Source organism: Magnetospirillum moscoviense, from assembly GCF_001650635.1.
GTDB lineage: Bacteria > Pseudomonadota > Alphaproteobacteria > Rhodospirillales > Magnetospirillaceae > Magnetospirillum > Magnetospirillum moscoviense.
The window spans coordinates 1-15,646 of record NZ_LWQU01000148.1 but is presented as its reverse complement, the minus strand read 5'-3'; the positions used below and the strand labels follow the sequence as shown (position 1 = coordinate 15,646).

Genomic DNA, 15,646 nt, shown 5'->3' with positions numbered 1-15,646 from the left:
TGTAAGGACCGATAGACCATGCCGAAACTGACTATCGACGGACGTGAGATCGAGGTCGAGGCCGGGACGACCATCCTGCAGGCCGCCGAACGCCTTGACCCCCCGATTGAAATCCCGCGCTTCTGCTATCACGAGCGCCTGGCCGTGGCCGGCAATTGCCGCATGTGCCTGGTGGAAGTGGAGAAGATGCCCAAGCCGGTGGCGTCGTGCGCCATGCCGGTGGGCGAGGGGATGGTGGTCCACACCAACAACGCCAATGTGCGCAAGGCGCGCCAGGGCGTGATGGAGTTCCTGCTGATCAACCACCCGCTGGATTGCCCGATCTGCGATCAGGGCGGCGAGTGCGACCTGCAGGACCAGGCGATGAATTACGGCGGCGATCGCGGCCGTTACCTGGAAGAGAAGCGCTCGGTCGAGGACAAGGATTACGGTCCGTTGATCCAGACCATGATGACCCGCTGCATCCAGTGCACGCGCTGCATCCGCTTCATCTCGGAAATCGCCGGCACCCCGGTCCTGGGCGGCCTGCACCGGTCCGAGCATCTGGAGGTCGGCCGCTACGTCAATGCCGCCGTGTCCAGCGAATTGTCGGGCAACCTGATCGATCTGTGCCCGGTGGGCGCGCTGACCAACAAGCCGGCCAGCTTCACCTATCGCGCCTGGGAACTGAAGAAGACCGAATCGGTCGATGCCATGGACGCCCTGGGCTCGGCCATCCGCATCGACAGCCGCGGCAACGAGGTGGTGCGCATCCTTCCCCGCGTCAATGACGACATCAACGAGGAATGGCTGTCGGACCGCTCGCGCTTCGCCGTCGACGGCCTGAAGCGCCAGCGCCTGGACCGTTGCTATGTCCGCAAGGACGGCAAGCTGGTCTCGGCCTCGTGGTCGGAAGCCTTCGCCGCCATCGCGGAAAAGGCCAAGGGTCTGGCGGGGTCGAAGATCGCCGCCATCGCCGGCGACCAGACCGATTGCGAGACCATGGTGGCCCTGAAGGACCTGATGACCTCTCTGGGTTCGGCCAACATCGATTGCCGCCAGGATGGCGCCAAGCTCGATGGCTCGGTCCGCGCGTCCTATCTGTTCAACAGCACCATCGCCGGCATCGAAGAGGCCGACGCTCTCCTGATCGTGGGCTCGAACCCGCGCAAGGAAGCGCCGGTGCTGAACGCCCGCATCCGCAAGCGCTACCTGAAGGGCGGCTTCCAGGCCGCAATGATCGGCCCCAAGGCCGACCTGACCTTCAAGGCCGACTGGCTGGGTGACGATGCCGCCATCCTGGCCGACATCGCGTCGGGCAAGCATCCCTTCCTCCAGGTGCTGAAGTCGGCCGCAAGGCCTGCCATCATCCTGGGCCAGGGTGCTCTCGCCCGCGCCGACGGCGCCGCCATCCTGGGCCTGGCCAAGAAGATCGCCGACGAGGCCGGTCTGGTGAAGGACGGCTGGAACGGCTTCAACGTGCTGCACACCGCCGCCGCCCGTGTCGGCGGCCTGGATCTGGGCTTCCTGCCCGGTTCGGGTGGTCTTGATACCGCCGGTATCGTCGCCGCCGCCGGAAAGGGCGACGTCGAGCTGGTGTTCCTGGCCGGTGCCGACGAAGTCGAGATGGCCGGTCTGGGCAAGGCCTTCGTGGTCTATATGGGCAGCCACGGCGATGCCGGTGCCCACCGGGCCGACGTGGTTCTGCCGAGTGCCGCCTATACCGAGAAGCAGGCGACCTTCGTCAACATGGAAGGCCGGGCGCAGCGCACCACCATGGCGATCTTCCCGCCGGGCGAGGCCAAGGACGACTGGAAGGTCGTGCGCGCCCTGTCCGACGCGTTGGGCAAGCCCTTGGCCTACGACACCGTCGGCCAGCTGCGCACCCGTCATCCGTTGTTCGGTCAGCTGGGCCAGCTGCATCCGGCCGCCTGGGGCGCCTTTGGTGCCGAGGGCGCGCTGGAGGCCAAGAAGCTGGTCTCGTGTATCGACAATTTCTACATGACCGACCCGATCAGCCGCGCTTCGAAGACCATGGCGGAATGCACCGCCTCGTTCGGCGCCGGCTGTGGCTGCAACCACCACAAGAAGACGGGGACCCATGGTTGATATGCTCGCCGGGCTGATGCCCCCCGAGATCTGGCGCCTGATCGTCATCGTCGTCCAGATTCTCGCCATTGTCCTGCCGCTGCTGATCGCGGTCGCTTATCTGACCTATGCCGAGCGCAAGGTCATCGGCGCCATCCAGCTGCGCAAGGGTCCCAACGTGGTCGGCCCGTTCGGCCTGCTGCAGCCTTTGGCCGACGGCGTCAAGCTGTTCCTGAAGGAAACCATCCTGCCGACCGGGGCCAACAAGGCGGTGTTCATCATCGCCCCGATGTTGACCTTCTTCCTGGCGCTGATCGCCTGGGCGGTGATCCCGTTCGACCAGGGCTGGGTGCTGGCCGACATCAATGTCGGCATCCTCTACCTGTTCGCCATCTCGTCCTTGGGCGTCTACGGCATCATCATGTCGGGCCGGGCGTCCAACTCGAAGTACGCCTTCCTGGGCGGCCTGCGCTCGGCGGCGCAGATGGTGTCCTATGAAGTGTCGATCGGCTTCGTGCTGGTGTCGGTGCTGCTGACGGTGGGCTCGCTGAACCTGTCCGACGTGGTGCTGCGCCAGAAAGAGACGATGTGGTTCGTCATCCCGCATCTGCCGATGTTCTTCATCTTCCTGATCTCGGCCCTGGCCGAGACCAACCGCGCCCCCTTCGACCTTCCGGAAGCGGAATCCGAGCTGGTGGCCGGCTACAACGTCGAATATTCGGCGATGACCTTCGCCCTGTTCTTCCTGGGTGAATACGCCAACATGATCCTGATGAGCGGCATGACCGTCATCTTGTTCCTGGGCGGCTGGCTGCCCCCGTTCGACGTCGCGCCCTTCAACTGGGTGCCGGGGATCATCTGGTTCGCGCTGAAGATTTGCGCCGTGCTGTTCGTGTTCCTGTGGGTCCGCGCGACGTTCCCGCGCTACCGCTACGACCAGCTGATGCGCTTGGGCTGGAAGGTGTTCCTGCCGTTCTCGCTGTTCTGGCTGGTGCTGACGTCGGGCGTGCTGGTCGCGTTCGGCTGGCTGCCGAACCAGGGCTAAGGAGGGATTGGGTATGTCGTTTCTCGACCGTACCGCCCGGGCGTTCCTGTTGACGGAACTGTTCCAGGGCTTGGCTTTGACCTTCCGCTATATGTTCAAGCCCAAGGTCACCATCAACTACCCTTATGAAAAGGGTCTGCTGTCTTCGCGGTTCCGGGGCGAGCACGCGCTGCGCCGCTATGCCTCGGGCGAAGAACGCTGCATCGCCTGCAAGCTGTGCGAGGCGATCTGCCCCGCCCAGGCGATCACGATTGAAGCCGAGCCCCGGGAAGATGGCTCGCGCCGGGCGCGCCGCTACGATCTGGACATGACCAAGTGCATCTTCTGCGGCCTGTGCCAGGAAGCCTGCCCGGTCGATGCCATCGTCGAGGGGCCGAACTTCGAGTACGCCACCGAGACCCGGGCGGAACTGATGTACAACAAGTCCAAACTGCTCGCGAACGGCGATCGCTGGGAGGCCGAACTGGCCCTTCGCATCGCCGAAGACGCGCCGTACCGTTGACCAGGGGGATGGCATGATCGCGGCTCTCATTTTCTACATGTTCGCAGGCCTGGCGGTGGCTGCCGGTGTCATGGTCATCTCGGCCAGGAACCCGGTCCACTCGGTTCTGTTCCTCATCCTCGCCTTCTTCAACGCGGCCGGGTTGTTCCTGCTGCTGGGCGCCGAATTCCTGGCGATGGTCCTGGTTGTCGTCTATGTCGGCGCGGTGGCGGTGTTGTTCCTGTTCGTCGTCATGATGCTGGACATCAACTTCCTGAAGCTTCGGGAAGGGGTGGCGCAGTATCTGCCCATCGGCGCGGTCATCGGCCTGGTGCTGGTGGTCGAGCTGGGTGTGATCTTCGGCGGCTGGGCCTTTGCCCCCGACGTCGAGGCGCTGATCAGGGCTCCGGCTCCGGCGGCCGACCAGATCACCAACACCGAGGCGCTGGGCCGGCTGCTCTATACCGACTACGCCTATCTGTTCCAGGCGTCGGGCCTGATCTTGCTGGTGGCCATGGTCGGCTCGATCCTGCTGACCCACCGCCGCCGTCCGGGCGTGCGCAAGCAGGTGATCGCCGACCAGATCGCGCGCACCGCCAAGAACAGCGTCGAAATCGTCAAGGTTCCCACCGGGGGAGGCATCTGATGTTCGCTATCGGTCTCGCCCATTACCTGACCGTCGCCGCCATTCTGTTCACGCTGGGCGTGTTCGGCATCTTCCTGAACCGGAAGAACGTCATCATCATCATGATGAGCGTCGAGCTGATGCTGCTGGCGGTGAACCTTAATATGGTGGCCTTCTCGTCGTTCCTGAACGATCTGGTCGGCCAGGTCTTCACCATGTTCATCCTGACCGTCGCCGCCGCCGAGGCCGCCATCGGTCTGGCCATCGTCGTCGTCTTCTTCCGCAACCGCGGCACTATCGCGGTCGAGGAAATCAGCCAGCTGAAGGGGTAATCCGGCAATGATGTATATCGCCGCAGTCTTCCTGCCGCTGCTGGGCTCGATCGTCGCCGGCCTGTTCGGCCGCTTCATCGGTGACCGGGGTGCGCAGCTTGTCACCTGCACGCTTCTGGGCGTGTCCGCCGCCATCTCGGGGCTGATCTTCAAGTCGGTCGCCATCGACGGCAATGCGGTGGTCATTCCGCTGCTGAACTGGATCCAGTCGGGCACCGTCAATGTGTCGTGGGCCCTGAAGTTCGACACCCTGACCGCGGTCATGATGATCGTGGTGACCTGGGTGTCGTTCATGGTGCACGTCTACTCGGTCGGCTATATGAGCCATGATCCGTCGAAGCCGCGCTTCATGAGCTATCTGTCGCTGTTCACCTTCGCCATGCTGATGCTGGTGACCGCCGACAACCTGATCCAGATGTTCTTCGGCTGGGAAGGCGTCGGTGTGGCGTCGTATCTGCTGATCGGCTTCTGGTTCCACAAGCCGTCGGCCAACGCCGCCGCCATCAAGGCCTTCGTGGTCAACCGCGTCGGCGATTTCGGCTTCGCGCTGGGCATCTTCGGCGTCTATTACATGTTCGACTCGGTCGGCTTCGACGCCATCTTCGCCGCCGCGCCGGAAAAGGCCGGCGCGACCGTGACCTTCTTCGGCATCGAATGGCACGCCGTCACCATCTGCTGCCTGCTGCTGTTCGTCGGCGCCATGGGCAAGTCGGCCCAGTTGGGTCTGCACACCTGGCTGCCCGACGCGATGGAAGGCCCGACCCCGGTGTCGGCGCTGATCCATGCCGCCACCATGGTCACCGCCGGCGTCTTCATGGTCGCCCGCATGAGCCCGCTGTTCGAGTTCTCGGACACCGCGCTGGCCACCGTGACCATCATCGGCGCGCTCACCGCCTTCTTCGCCGCCACCGTCGGCTGCGTCCAGAACGACATCAAGCGCATCATCGCTTATTCGACCTGCTCGCAGCTGGGCTACATGTTCTTCGCCATCGGCGTGTCGGCCTATCAGGCGGCGATCTTCCACCTGATGACCCACGCCTTCTTCAAGGCGCTGCTGTTCCTGGGCGCCGGCTCGGTGATCCACGCCATGAGCGACGAGCAGGACATCCGCCGCATGGGCGGCATCTGGAAGCACGTCAAGGTGACCTGGGCCTTGATGTGGATCGGCTCGCTGGCCCTGGCCGGCATCCCGTTCTTCGCCGGCTATTATTCCAAGGACACCATCCTGGAAGCCGCCTACGCCGCCCACTCCAATGTCGGCCTGCTGGCCTATGGCCTGGGTGTCGCCGCCGCCTTCCTGACCGCCTTCTATTCCTGGCGTCTGTTGATCCTGACCTTCCACGGCAAGCCGCGCGCCGACGAGCACACCATGGCCCATGTCCATGAAAGCCCGGCGGTGATGGTGCTGCCGCTGGTCGTTCTGGCCACCGGCGCCGTGCTGGCCGGCTGGCTGGGCTACGAGATGTTCGTCGGTCACGACCGCGCCGAGTTCTGGAAGTCGGCCATCCTGGTGACCGCCGCCCATCCGACCATGGAGAACCTGCACCACATCCCCAGCTGGGTCGCGACCCTGCCGACGGTGGTGGCGGTGTCGGGCATCGCGCTGGCCTACATCCTTTACATGTTCGCGCCGTCGGTGCCGGGCATGCTGGCCAAGAGCTTCAACGGCATCTACCTGTTCTTGCTGAACAAGTGGTACTTCGACGAGCTGTACGACTTCTTGTTCGTGCGTCCGGCCTTCAAGCTGGGCCGCGGCCTGTGGAAGGGCGGCGACGGCGCCTTGATCGACGGTGTCGGTCCCGACGGAGTCGCGGCCGCCACCAAGGCGATCGCCGGCAAGGTCGGCCGTCTGCAGTCCGGATACCTTTACCATTACGCCTTTGCGATGCTGATCGGTGTGGCGACCTTCGTCACCTGGTACATGTTCAACGCGCGCTAAAGTCTGGGGAAGACCATGACCGATTGGCCCTTGCTCTCGTTGACGACGTTCCTGCCGCTGGTGGGCGCGTTGTTCATCCTGGCGATCCGCGGCGAAGCCCAGGTGGTGGCGCGTAATGCCCGCAACGTGGCGCTGCTGACCTCGGTGGCGACCTTCGTCGTCTCGCTGTTCATCCTGTCCGGCTTCGATCCGGCCTCGGCGGATTTCCAGTTGAAGGAATCCACCACCTGGCTGCCGGGAACCGCCATCGCCTATACCATGGGCGTCGACGGCATCTCGGTGTGGTTCGTGCTGCTGTCGACCTTCCTGACCCCCATCTGCATCCTGTCGTCCATCGGCGCGGTGGAGACCCGGGTCAAGGAATACATGATCTCGTTCCTGATCCTCGAGACCATGATGGTGGGCATGTTCTGCGCCCTGGACATGGTGTTGTTCTACGTCTTCTTCGAAGGCGTGCTGATCCCGATGTTCATCATCATCGGCGTGTGGGGCGGCCAACGCCGGGTTTACGCGGCCTTCAAGCTGTTCCTTTATACCCTGGCCGGTTCGGTGCTGATGCTGATCGCCATGCTGGCGATGTATTTCGACGCCCACACCACCGACATCCCGACCCTGATGGCCCACGCCTTCGACGGCCGCATGCAATTGTGGCTGTGGCTGGCCTTCTTCGCCTCGTTCGCCGTCAAGGTGCCGATGTGGCCGGTCCATACCTGGCTGCCCGACGCCCACGTCGAGGCCCCGACCGCCGGTTCGGTGATCCTGGCCGGCGTGCTGTTGAAGATGGGCGCCTACGGTTTCATCCGCTTCTCGGTGCCGATGTTCCCGATCGCCTCGGAATACTTCACGCCGCTGATCTACACCCTGTCCATCGTCGCGGTGATCTACACCTCGCTGGTGGCCCTGGTGCAGGACGACATGAAGAAGCTGATCGCCTATTCGTCGATCGCCCACATGGGTTACGTGACCATCGGTATCTTCTCGATGACCACCCAGGGCGTCGAGGGCGCGATGTACCAGATGCTGTCGCACGGCATCGTCTCGGGCGCGCTGTTCTTGTGCGTCGGCGTGGTCTATGACCGCATGCACACCCGCGAGATCGCCCGTTACGGCGGCCTGGTGGAACGCATGCCGAAATACGCCGCGGTGTTCATGCTGATGACCATGGCCTCGGTCGGCCTGCCCGGCACCTCGGGCTTCGTCGGCGAGTTCCTGGTGCTGCTGGGTGTGTTCCAGGTCAATTCGTGGGTGGCCTTCTTCGCCGCCACCGGCTTGGTGCTGGGTGCGTGCTACGCGCTGTATCTCTATCGCCGCGTGGTGTTCGGCAAGCTGACCCGCGAGGATCTGAAGTCCATCATGGATCTGTCCCCGCGCGAGGTGGCGATGTTCGCGCCGATGATCGTGCTGGTGATCTGGATGGGCGTCTATCCGAACACCTTCCTGGAACCGATGCATGCCTCGGTCGCCAAGCTGATCGACAATTTCGAACTGGCCAAGGCCGCCGCCAACGGCCTTTCGGTCGCGGCTCGCTAAAGGGGATTGGACGACATGAACGCAACGATCGACCTTATCCCCGCCTTGCCGGAAGTGATCATGGCCGTGGTGGCCATGGGTCTTCTGATGCTGGGCGTGTTTGCCAAGTCCGACACCACCAAGCCCGCGACCATCATCGTCATCCTGACCCTGGTGGCCTGCGTGCTGGTGACCTGGGGCCTGGGCGGCGAGAAGCTTTCCACCTTCGGCGGTATGTTCGTGCTGGACGGTTTCGCCGTGTTCGCCAAGGTGATGATCCTGGTGGCCTCGGCCTTCACCGCCGCCATGAGCATGAATTACCTGGAAAAGGAAAAGCTGGGCCGCTTCGAGTATCCGGTCCTCATCATGTTCGCCACCTTGGGCATGATGATGATGGTCTCGGCCAACGATTTCCTGTCGCTCTATCTGGGCCTGGAACTGCAATCCCTGTCGCTTTACGTGCTGGCCGCCTATCACCGCGACAGCGCCCGGGCGACCGAGGCCGGCATCAAGTACTTCGTGCTGGGCGCCCTGGCCTCGGGGCTGCTGCTGTACGGCGTCTCGCTGGTCTACGGTTTCGCCGGCACCACCTCGTTCGACGGCATCGCCAAGCTGTTCGGCGGCGAGCACGCCGTCCATCCGCATCTGGGCTTCATCGTCGGCCTGGTGTTCATCCTGGCCGGCCTGTCCTTCAAGATATCGGCGGTGCCGTTCCACATGTGGACCCCCGACGTCTATGAAGGTGCTCCGACCCCGGTGACCAGCTTCTTCGCCGTCGCCCCCAAGATCGCCGCCTTGATGCTGTTCACCCGTGTCATGGTCGGCCCCTTCGGCGAGATGGCCGACCAGTGGCGCCAGGTGGTGGCGTTCATCGCCATCATGTCGATGTTCGTCGGTTCCTTCGCCGCCATCGTCCAGACCAACATCAAGCGTCTGATGGCCTATTCCTCGATCGGCCATGTCGGCTTCATCCTGGTCGGCATCGCCGCCGGCACCGCCGACGGCGTCCAGGGCGTGCTGATCTATCTGGCCATCTACCTGTTCATGAATATCGGCGCCTTCGCCGTGATCTTGTGCATGCGCCAGAAGGGCCGCCTGGTCGAAGGCATCGAGGACCTGGCCGGTCTGTCGAAGACCCATCCGCTGATGGCGACGGTGATGGCCATCTTGATGTTCTCGATGGCCGGCATCCCGCCGCTGGCCGGTTTCTGGGGCAAGTTCTACGTGTTCAAGGCCGCCGTCGATCAGGGCCTGTTCGCCCTGGCGGTGATCGGTATCCTGACCAGCGTGGTGAGCGCCTATTACTATCTGCGCATCATCAAGATCATGTATTTCGATGAGGTGGTGGAGACCTTCGACCGTCTGCATGGCGGGGCGATGACCCTGGTGATGGGTGTTTCGACCGCGGTGGTGCTGCTGTTCACCCTCGTCCCTGGTCCGCTGCTGGTCAGCGCCAAGGCGGCTGCGGCGGTGTTGTTCGCCCAGTGATCTCGGTTCCTCAAATGCCGACGCCGTCCCGCCTGGTCTGGCGGGACAGCGTCGACAGTACCAACGATGAAGCACGGCGGCTGATCGCGAACGGGTCAGCCGCCGATCTGCTTGTGGTGGTGGCAAGCCTGCAGACCAAGGGCAGGGGGCGGCGCGGCCGCACCTGGATCAGCCCGGAAGGCAACCTGCATTGTTCGGTGCTGATCGGCATCGACGGGCGGCTGGGCCAGGCGGCGCAGTTGGGCTTCGCCGCGGCGGCCGCCTTGGTCGATTCCCTTTCCCTGGCCCTTCCCCTGACCCGCCTGCGCGCCAAATGGCCCAACGACGTGATGGCCGAGACCGGCGGCGGCTGGAAGAAATGCGCCGGCATGCTGCTGGAGCCTGTCGGCAGCCAATGGCTGATCCTTGGCCTGGGCGTCGATGTCGCCGCGGCACCGCCGGCCGAGGGCATGAATCATCCGGCGGTCAGCCTGGCCGAGTTGGGCTATCGGGGCGATTCCATGGGCGTGCTGGAAGGCTTCATGGCGGCGTTCATCCCGGCGGTGACGCTGTGGCGCGATCAGGGCTTCACGCCGATCCGCCAATCCTGGCTGGACCGTTCGCGCGGGTTGGGCGAGCCTTGCGTGGTGCGTCTGGAAACGGAAACCTTGACCGGCACCTTCACCGGACTTGACGAGGAAGGCGCGCTGATCTTGGATCAACCCGGCCAGGGATTGCGCCGCATCCTGGCCGGCGACGTGTTCTTTCCCCCCGTCTGACCGGAAGGGTTCCCATGCTTCTTGCCATCGACGCAGGTAACACCAACATCGTCTTCGCCGTTTTCGACGGCGAGCAGGTCAAGGGCGAGTGGCGGGCTTCGACCCACACCGACCGCACCGCCGACGAATTGGGGGTGTGGCTGATGCAGCTTCTGACCACCGCCGGCATGCGCCGCGAGGACATCACGTCCGCGATCATCGCCAGCGTGGTTCCGGCCATGGTGTTTTCGCTGAAGACGCTGTGCCGGCGCTATTTCGCCTGCGATCCGGTGGTGGTCGGCGACGAAGGCGTGCAATTGGGCATCCATGTCCTGCTGGACCGGCCCGAGGAAGTGGGCGCCGACCGATTGGTCAACGCGGTGGCCGCCCATATGTGTTATCAAGGTCCGCTGATCGTCATCGATTTCGGCACCGCCACCACCTTCGATGTCGTCGATGCCGAAGGCAATTATTGCGGCGGCGCCATCGCGCCGGGCATCAATTTGTCGCTGGAAGCCCTGCACATGGCCGCCGCCAAGCTGCCGCGCGTCGCCATCGGCCGGCCCAAGCAGGTGATCGGCAAGGCCACGGTGCCGGCGATGCAGTCGGGCATCTTCTGGGGCTATGTCGGCCTGATCGAGGGATTGGTCCGCCGCATCGAGGAAGAGGCCGGAGCCAAGATGCTGGTGGTCGCCACCGGCGGCCTGGCGCCCTTGTTCGCCGAGGCGACGCCGGTGATCGGCAAGCTGGACCCCGACCTGACGCTGCGGGGCCTATTGGAAATTCACCGTCGCAACAAACGTTTGGAAGCCTGATGGCGCGCAAGAAGCCCGTTACCGCCGGTTCCGTCGGCGAGCTTTACTTCCTTCCCCTTGGCGGTGCCGGCGAGATCGGCATGAATCTTGGCCTGTACGGCTATGACGGCAAGTGGTTGATGGTCGATTGCGGCGTCACCTTCGGCGACGAGACCATGCCGATGATCGATGTGGTGATGGCCGATCCGTCGTGGATCGCGGACCATCGCGACGATCTGGTCGGCCTGGTCATCACCCACGGCCACGAGGATCATCTGGGCGCCATCCAATATCTGTGGCCGCGCCTGAAATGCCCGGTCTATGCCAGCCCCTTCGCCGCCGCCGTGCTGAAGGGCAAGCTGCACGAAACCGGCCTGCAGAACATCGTGCCTCTGCATGTGGTGGCCCAGGGCTCGCGCTTCGATGTCGGCCCGTTCAACATCGAGATGGTGTCGCTGACCCATTCGATCCCTGAACCCAACCTGCTGGCCATCCGCACCCCGGCCGGGCTGGTGGTCCATACCGGCGACTGGAAGTTCGACCCCGACCCGCTGATCAGTGACCCGTCCGATTACGAGGCCCTGCGCCGGATCGGCCGGGAAGGGGTGCTGGCCATGGTCGGCGATTCCACCAACGTCATGACCAAGGGCCATTCCGGTTCGGAAGCCGAGGTCCGGGCCCACCTGATCGGCCTGCTGGGCCGCTACAAGCGTCGGATTGCCATCACCTGCTTCGCCACCAACGTCGCCCGCGTGGAAAGCGTCGCCCTGGCCGCCGAGGCCAATGGCCGCTCGGTGGCTCTGGTCGGGCGCAGCCTGTGGCGCATCGAGAAGGCGGCGCGCGAGCTGGGCTATCTGAAGGATATCCGCCCGTTCCTGACCGACCATGACGCCGCCCACCTGCCGGCCGACCAGGTCCTTTACTTGTGCACCGGCAGCCAGGGCGAGGCGCGGGCGGCTTTGGCCCGTATCGCCGCCAACGACCATCCCACCGTCAAGTTGGGCAAGGGCGACGTGGTGCTTTACTCGTCGCGCGTCATTCCCGGCAACGAAAAGGCCATCTTCCGCGTGCAGAACCAGCTGATCCGGCTGGGCGTGGATGTCGTGACCGACCGGGAAGAGCCGATCCACGTTTCCGGCCACCCGGCCCGCGACGAGGTCGAGGAGATGTATCGCCTGCTCAAGCCGACCATCGCCGTGCCGGTGCATGGCGAGGCCCGCCACGTTCAGGTTCATTGCGCCCTGGCGCTGGAACTGGGCTGCGCCCAGGCGGTGGCCATCGACAATGGCGCCATGCTGCGCCTGGCCCCCGGAACAGCCGAGGTGGTCGACCATGTCCCCACCGGCCGGCTGGCGGTGGACGGCCAGGCCCTGGAAGGCGGCCCCCGCCTGGTCCGCCTGGACAGCGAACTGATCCGCGATCGCCGCCGCATGGTGTTCAACGGCTCGGCCGTGTGCACCATCGTCTGCGACCGCAAGGGCTTCCTGCTGACCGATCCGCAGGTGACGGCGCTGGGCCTGTTGGACGCCGAGCATTGGGCCGAGGAGCACGATCTGGTGGTGGAAGCCGCCCGCGACGCCTTCGAGGACCTGCCCCCCTCGGGTCGCAAGGACGATGCGGTGGCGGCCGAGGCGGTGCGCCGCGCCGTGCGTCGCCAGCTGAAAGAGATGCTGGGCCACAAGCCCATCACCAATGTCCATCTGGTCCGGGTTTGACACCGTTTCAATCGCTTCGTTGATTCCTGTCTTCGGCGCGGTCATGGTAATACCAGTGAACCCATGATCAACCGGTGAGCGATGCAGCCAAGCTTGTCCCTTCGCGTGTTGGCCCTGCGGGTCCTGGCCCCGTTCGCCGCCGGATATTTCCTGTCCTATCTGTACCGCACCGTCAACGCGGTGCTGGCGCCGATGATCAGCAAGGCGGTGCCGCTGGATGCCGGCGATCTGGGGCTGATGACCGGGGTGTATTTCCTGGCCTTCGGCTCGTTCCAGCTGCCGCTGGGCATCTTGCTGGACCGCTTCGGGCCGCGCCGGGTGGAAGCGGCGCTGCTGCTGTTCGCCGCCGCCGGCTCGGCGGCCTTTTCGGTGGCGCAATCGGCCGAGACCCTGATCATTGGCCGCGCCCTGGTCGGGCTGGGGGTGTCGGCCTGCCTGATGGCCGCCTTGAAGGCCAACGTCCAGTTCTTCCCGCCGGCCAAGCTGCCCTTGTTCAACGGCATCATCCTGTCTGCCGGCGGCCTGGGGGCGGTGGCGGCCACCGCGCCGGTCCAGGCGGCGCTGGCCTTCGTCGATTGGCGCACCATCTTCGTGGTGCTGGCATTCCTGACGGTGGCGGCGGCGGTGAACCTGTTCCTGGTGGTGCCCGACCGCCATGGCAGCGCGGTGCCGGAAAGTCTGCCCCAGCAATTGGCCGAGGTCGGCCGCATCTATCGTGACCGCCGCTTCTGGCGGCTTTTGCCGGTCGGCGTGGTGTCGCAGGCGGCCTTCATGGCCATCCAGGGCCTGTGGGCCGGGCCGTGGCTGCGCGATGTCGCCGGCCTGCCCGCCGACGGCGTCGCCACCGGCCTGACCGCCATGGCCGCCGGCATGGCCGCCGGTTTCCTGGGCTGGGGCGTCATCGCCGAGCGGGCCGGGCGGGTCGGCATCGATCCCGCCCGGGTGCTGGGCGGCGGGCTGGCACTGTTCCTGATCTGCCAGGCCTTGATGATGGCCGGCCTGGGCGCTGCGCCCATGGTGCTAGCGGTGGTTTATGGATTCTCGGGTGCCTCGAGCACGCTTTGCTATGTGGTCGCGACCCGGGGGTTTTCGCCGCATCTGGCCGGCCGGGCGACCACCAGCCTGAATTTGGGCATGTTCATGGGTGCCTTCCTGATGCAGTGGGGGCTAGGCGCGGTGATCGGAATGTGGCCGAAATCGGAAATCGGTTGGCCGGCGGAAGCCTTCACCATCGCCTTCGCCGTGCCGGCGGTTCTGCTGGCGGCCTCGATGGTGTGGGCGCTGCCCTTGCTGCGCAAACCGGCCTGACCATTTTGAACAATCCGGGGATCATATTGCGGTGCTGTGACGTGAAGATGAAGGTTTCGCGACTGAGTCCATAGGATAGTAGCCGAGCACCCGGCTTGGCCCTAGCATCCCGTCAGGAAAATAGACGGTAGGGGCCGATGGACATCCGCGATTTCTTTTGCTGCCTGCCTGCTTTGTCAAACGCCAGACTGGTCGGCGGCGCCGTGCCGAGTGCGGATCTTCGCCGCGCATTGAACATGGCGTTGACCTGCGACCGCACCATCCATTGTCAATTTCGCCTGACTTGTTCGTGTCTGGCCTCGCAGGTGATGGAATCGCTTATGCGTGACGCTGCTGCGTGAAGAACGGCCGGTACTTCATGTCCTCGTTCATGATGTGATCCAGCAGCCAATGCTTGAGGAAGCGGATCATCTCGTCGGTCAGGCGGTCGGGCCCCTGCCCGGATAGATGCCGGGTGCGGAACTCGACGACGCGGCGCTTCAGGTCGTGGTGCATTTCGTGGTGGGCCAGCAACAGATCGACCGGGTATTCGCGCGCCGCCAGCGCCGTTTCCTCGCGGGTGAAATGTTCGTCGGTGAAGGATTGCAGCTCGTCGAACAGGGCGTTCAGGGCGACCGTGTCGGGCTGGCCCTGGCGCCACAGATCGTAGACCCGGCCCAGGATGTCGAGAAAGCGTTGATGGTCGGCGTCCAGTTGGGGTGAACCGACGCTGTAGCTGTGATCCCAAACGATCAAGGGCATGGCTTAGCTCCGGGGCGGCGGCAAGTGCGCAGCCCAAGGAGCCAGCATGGTCTCGATCGTTCGGGTCCACAAGGACCATGGCGCCAACCACGGCAAAGCCTGCATCATTCCATCCGCCAGGGGCAGGGCCTGGCGGAAATCGGGGCAGGCCGTCAGGCGGATGATGACGGTCTCGGCACCGTCTTCGGCTCGATGGTCGATGGCGATTGTCAGGTTGGGCAGTTCCGCGGTGATCCGGGTCTCGTCCATGGTTCTGCCCTTCCTGGTTGGTTGGTTGGTGGGGGGGGGGGCTGCGGCTACAGCAGCTTGCGGCACTGGGTGGCGGCGCGGCGGCAGGCCTCGGCGCATTGCTTCATGCGCAGATCCTCGGCCGCCAGCTTCTCGCAGGAATCGGCGCACTTGTCGCAGATTTCGGCGGTGACGCGCAACAGGCCGGTGAATTGCCGCGAGCTGCGCAGCAGAAAGTCGGTGGCGGTTTCGGCGATGTCGGCGGTATCCAGCAGCAATTGCACCAGTTCCCACTCGGCCAGAGCCCCGCCGTGCTGCATGCCGTGGATGGCCGCCTCGGTGGCGATGCGGTGGGCCTCGTCGCAGGCGTCGATACAGGTCTTCATGGACATGGTCTGGTCCCTCCCTCGTGTGGCGAAATCACTCGTGGAAAAGCGTGCAACCATTGGCGCGTCCCGTCAACGCGAAAGGCCCGGCGGATGACCGCCGGGCCCTGGTTTAACCGTCGAGCAAATACGCCCCTCGCCGGGCGCAAACCTCCGGTTTGCTTGGCCGCGCCCGCAATGATGGGGTGGACGGCCCCTGCTCACCGGCGTCGCAATGCGCCAAAGTGGTCGTTGTTGAAACAGACCATAGA

At 64.6% G+C, this 15,646-nt stretch carries 16 protein-coding genes; 13 read left to right on the top strand and 3 right to left on the bottom strand.

All coding sequences use genetic code 11. The features are described 5' to 3' along the window. Nucleotides 1-18: 18 nt before the first annotated feature. From nuoG to A6A05_RS20900, 13 genes are all read left to right on the top strand, one after another. Entirely contained in the window at nucleotides 19-2,088 is a 2,070-nt protein-coding gene (gene nuoG / locus A6A05_RS12665; RefSeq protein ID WP_068501596.1) for an NADH-quinone oxidoreductase subunit NuoG, read from the top strand. After that, nucleotides 2,081-3,112, top strand: coding sequence for an NADH-quinone oxidoreductase subunit NuoH (gene nuoH / locus A6A05_RS12660; protein WP_068501593.1), 1,032 nt, complete (start codon nucleotides 2,081-2,083; stop codon nucleotides 3,110-3,112). The genes nuoG and nuoH overlap by 8 nt, the downstream gene beginning before the upstream one ends. Before the next feature lie 13 nt (nucleotides 3,113-3,125). Beyond that, the gene (gene nuoI, locus A6A05_RS12655) at nucleotides 3,126-3,614 is read left to right on the top strand and encodes an NADH-quinone oxidoreductase subunit NuoI (protein ID WP_068501590.1); all 489 of its coding nucleotides are present in this window, start codon (nucleotides 3,126-3,128) and stop codon (nucleotides 3,612-3,614) included. A 13-nt stretch (nucleotides 3,615-3,627) separates the two neighbouring features. Next, nucleotides 3,628-4,239: an NADH-quinone oxidoreductase subunit J gene (locus A6A05_RS12650; protein WP_068501586.1), complete on the top strand. Its 612-nt coding sequence runs from the start codon at nucleotides 3,628-3,630 to the stop codon at nucleotides 4,237-4,239. Further along, nucleotides 4,239-4,550, top strand: a complete 312-nt coding sequence (gene nuoK, locus A6A05_RS12645) for an NADH-quinone oxidoreductase subunit NuoK (RefSeq protein ID WP_068501582.1) — start codon at nucleotides 4,239-4,241, stop codon at nucleotides 4,548-4,550. The genes A6A05_RS12650 and nuoK overlap by 1 nt, the downstream gene beginning before the upstream one ends. A 10-nt stretch (nucleotides 4,551-4,560) precedes the next feature. After that, nucleotides 4,561-6,489, top strand: coding sequence for an NADH-quinone oxidoreductase subunit L (gene nuoL, locus A6A05_RS12640; RefSeq protein WP_068501578.1), 1,929 nt, complete (start codon nucleotides 4,561-4,563; stop codon nucleotides 6,487-6,489). A 15-nt stretch (nucleotides 6,490-6,504) separates the two neighbouring features. Next, on the top strand, nucleotides 6,505-8,019 hold the full coding sequence (locus A6A05_RS12635) for an NADH-quinone oxidoreductase subunit M (protein WP_068501571.1): 1,515 nt from the start codon (nucleotides 6,505-6,507) through the stop codon (nucleotides 8,017-8,019). 15 nt (nucleotides 8,020-8,034) lie between these two features. Beyond that, complete coding sequence (nuoN, locus tag A6A05_RS12630) at nucleotides 8,035-9,486, top strand: NADH-quinone oxidoreductase subunit NuoN (protein WP_068501630.1); 1,452 nt, start codon at nucleotides 8,035-8,037, stop codon at nucleotides 9,484-9,486. Between the two features lie 14 nt (nucleotides 9,487-9,500). Beyond that, nucleotides 9,501-10,244: a biotin--[acetyl-CoA-carboxylase] ligase gene (locus A6A05_RS12625; RefSeq protein WP_068501569.1), complete on the top strand. Its 744-nt coding sequence runs from the start codon at nucleotides 9,501-9,503 to the stop codon at nucleotides 10,242-10,244. A 14-nt stretch (nucleotides 10,245-10,258) separates the two neighbouring features. After that, nucleotides 10,259-11,038 (top strand): type III pantothenate kinase, encoded by a 780-nt coding sequence (locus tag A6A05_RS12620; protein WP_068501566.1) that lies wholly within the window; start codon nucleotides 10,259-10,261, stop codon nucleotides 11,036-11,038. Next, nucleotides 11,038-12,732, top strand: a complete 1,695-nt coding sequence (locus A6A05_RS12615; RefSeq protein WP_068501563.1) for a ribonuclease J — start codon at nucleotides 11,038-11,040, stop codon at nucleotides 12,730-12,732. Before A6A05_RS12620 ends, A6A05_RS12615 begins: the two co-directional genes overlap by 1 nt. 93 nt (nucleotides 12,733-12,825) lie before the next feature. Continuing rightward, complete coding sequence (locus tag A6A05_RS12610) at nucleotides 12,826-14,040, top strand: MFS transporter (protein ID WP_245644292.1); 1,215 nt, start codon at nucleotides 12,826-12,828, stop codon at nucleotides 14,038-14,040. A 137-nt stretch (nucleotides 14,041-14,177) separates the two neighbouring features. After that, nucleotides 14,178-14,381: a hypothetical protein gene (locus A6A05_RS20900; RefSeq protein WP_156521044.1), complete on the top strand. Its 204-nt coding sequence runs from the start codon at nucleotides 14,178-14,180 to the stop codon at nucleotides 14,379-14,381. Here A6A05_RS20900 and A6A05_RS12605 read toward each other — a convergent pair. From A6A05_RS12605 to A6A05_RS12595, 3 genes are read right to left on the bottom strand one after another with little or no spacing between them, the layout of a single operon-like run. Continuing rightward, entirely contained in the window at nucleotides 14,359-14,781 is a 423-nt protein-coding gene (locus A6A05_RS12605; protein WP_068501557.1) for a bacteriohemerythrin, read from the bottom strand. The two genes, A6A05_RS20900 and A6A05_RS12605, sit on opposite strands and share 23 nt — an antisense overlap. A 3-nt stretch (nucleotides 14,782-14,784) precedes the next feature. Then, the gene (locus A6A05_RS12600) at nucleotides 14,785-15,030 is read right to left on the bottom strand and encodes a hypothetical protein (RefSeq protein WP_068501554.1); all 246 of its coding nucleotides are present in this window, start codon (nucleotides 15,028-15,030) and stop codon (nucleotides 14,785-14,787) included. A gap of 47 nt (nucleotides 15,031-15,077) precedes the next feature. After that, nucleotides 15,078-15,401 carry a four-helix bundle copper-binding protein gene (locus tag A6A05_RS12595; RefSeq protein ID WP_068501550.1) on the bottom strand — a complete coding sequence of 108 codons (324 nt, stop codon included), beginning with the start codon at nucleotides 15,399-15,401 and terminating at the stop codon, nucleotides 15,078-15,080. Nucleotides 15,402-15,646: the final 245 nt, after the last annotated feature.

Coding starts and splice junctions, on each gene's coding strand:
- nuoK (WP_068501582.1), top strand. CDS start 4,239: ATGTTCGCTATCGGTCTCGCCCATTACCTGACCGTCGCCGCCATTCTG.
- nuoH (WP_068501593.1), top strand. CDS start 2,081: ATGGTTGATATGCTCGCCGGGCTGATGCCCCCCGAGATCTGGCGCCTG.
- A6A05_RS12600 (WP_068501554.1), bottom strand. CDS start 15,030: ATGGACGAGACCCGGATCACCGCGGAACTGCCCAACCTGACAATCGCC.
- A6A05_RS20900 (WP_156521044.1), top strand. CDS start 14,178: ATGGACATCCGCGATTTCTTTTGCTGCCTGCCTGCTTTGTCAAACGCC.
- A6A05_RS12625 (WP_068501569.1), top strand. CDS start 9,501: ATGCCGACGCCGTCCCGCCTGGTCTGGCGGGACAGCGTCGACAGTACC.
- nuoL (WP_068501578.1), top strand. CDS start 4,561: ATGTATATCGCCGCAGTCTTCCTGCCGCTGCTGGGCTCGATCGTCGCC.
- A6A05_RS12650 (WP_068501586.1), top strand. CDS start 3,628: ATGATCGCGGCTCTCATTTTCTACATGTTCGCAGGCCTGGCGGTGGCT.
- nuoI (WP_068501590.1), top strand. CDS start 3,126: ATGTCGTTTCTCGACCGTACCGCCCGGGCGTTCCTGTTGACGGAACTG.
- A6A05_RS12605 (WP_068501557.1), bottom strand. CDS start 14,781: ATGCCCTTGATCGTTTGGGATCACAGCTACAGCGTCGGTTCACCCCAA.
- nuoG (WP_068501596.1), top strand. CDS start 19: ATGCCGAAACTGACTATCGACGGACGTGAGATCGAGGTCGAGGCCGGG.
- A6A05_RS12620 (WP_068501566.1), top strand. CDS start 10,259: ATGCTTCTTGCCATCGACGCAGGTAACACCAACATCGTCTTCGCCGTT.
- nuoN (WP_068501630.1), top strand. CDS start 8,035: ATGAACGCAACGATCGACCTTATCCCCGCCTTGCCGGAAGTGATCATG.
- A6A05_RS12615 (WP_068501563.1), top strand. CDS start 11,038: ATGGCGCGCAAGAAGCCCGTTACCGCCGGTTCCGTCGGCGAGCTTTAC.
- A6A05_RS12635 (WP_068501571.1), top strand. CDS start 6,505: ATGACCGATTGGCCCTTGCTCTCGTTGACGACGTTCCTGCCGCTGGTG.
- A6A05_RS12595 (WP_068501550.1), bottom strand. CDS start 15,401: ATGTCCATGAAGACCTGTATCGACGCCTGCGACGAGGCCCACCGCATC.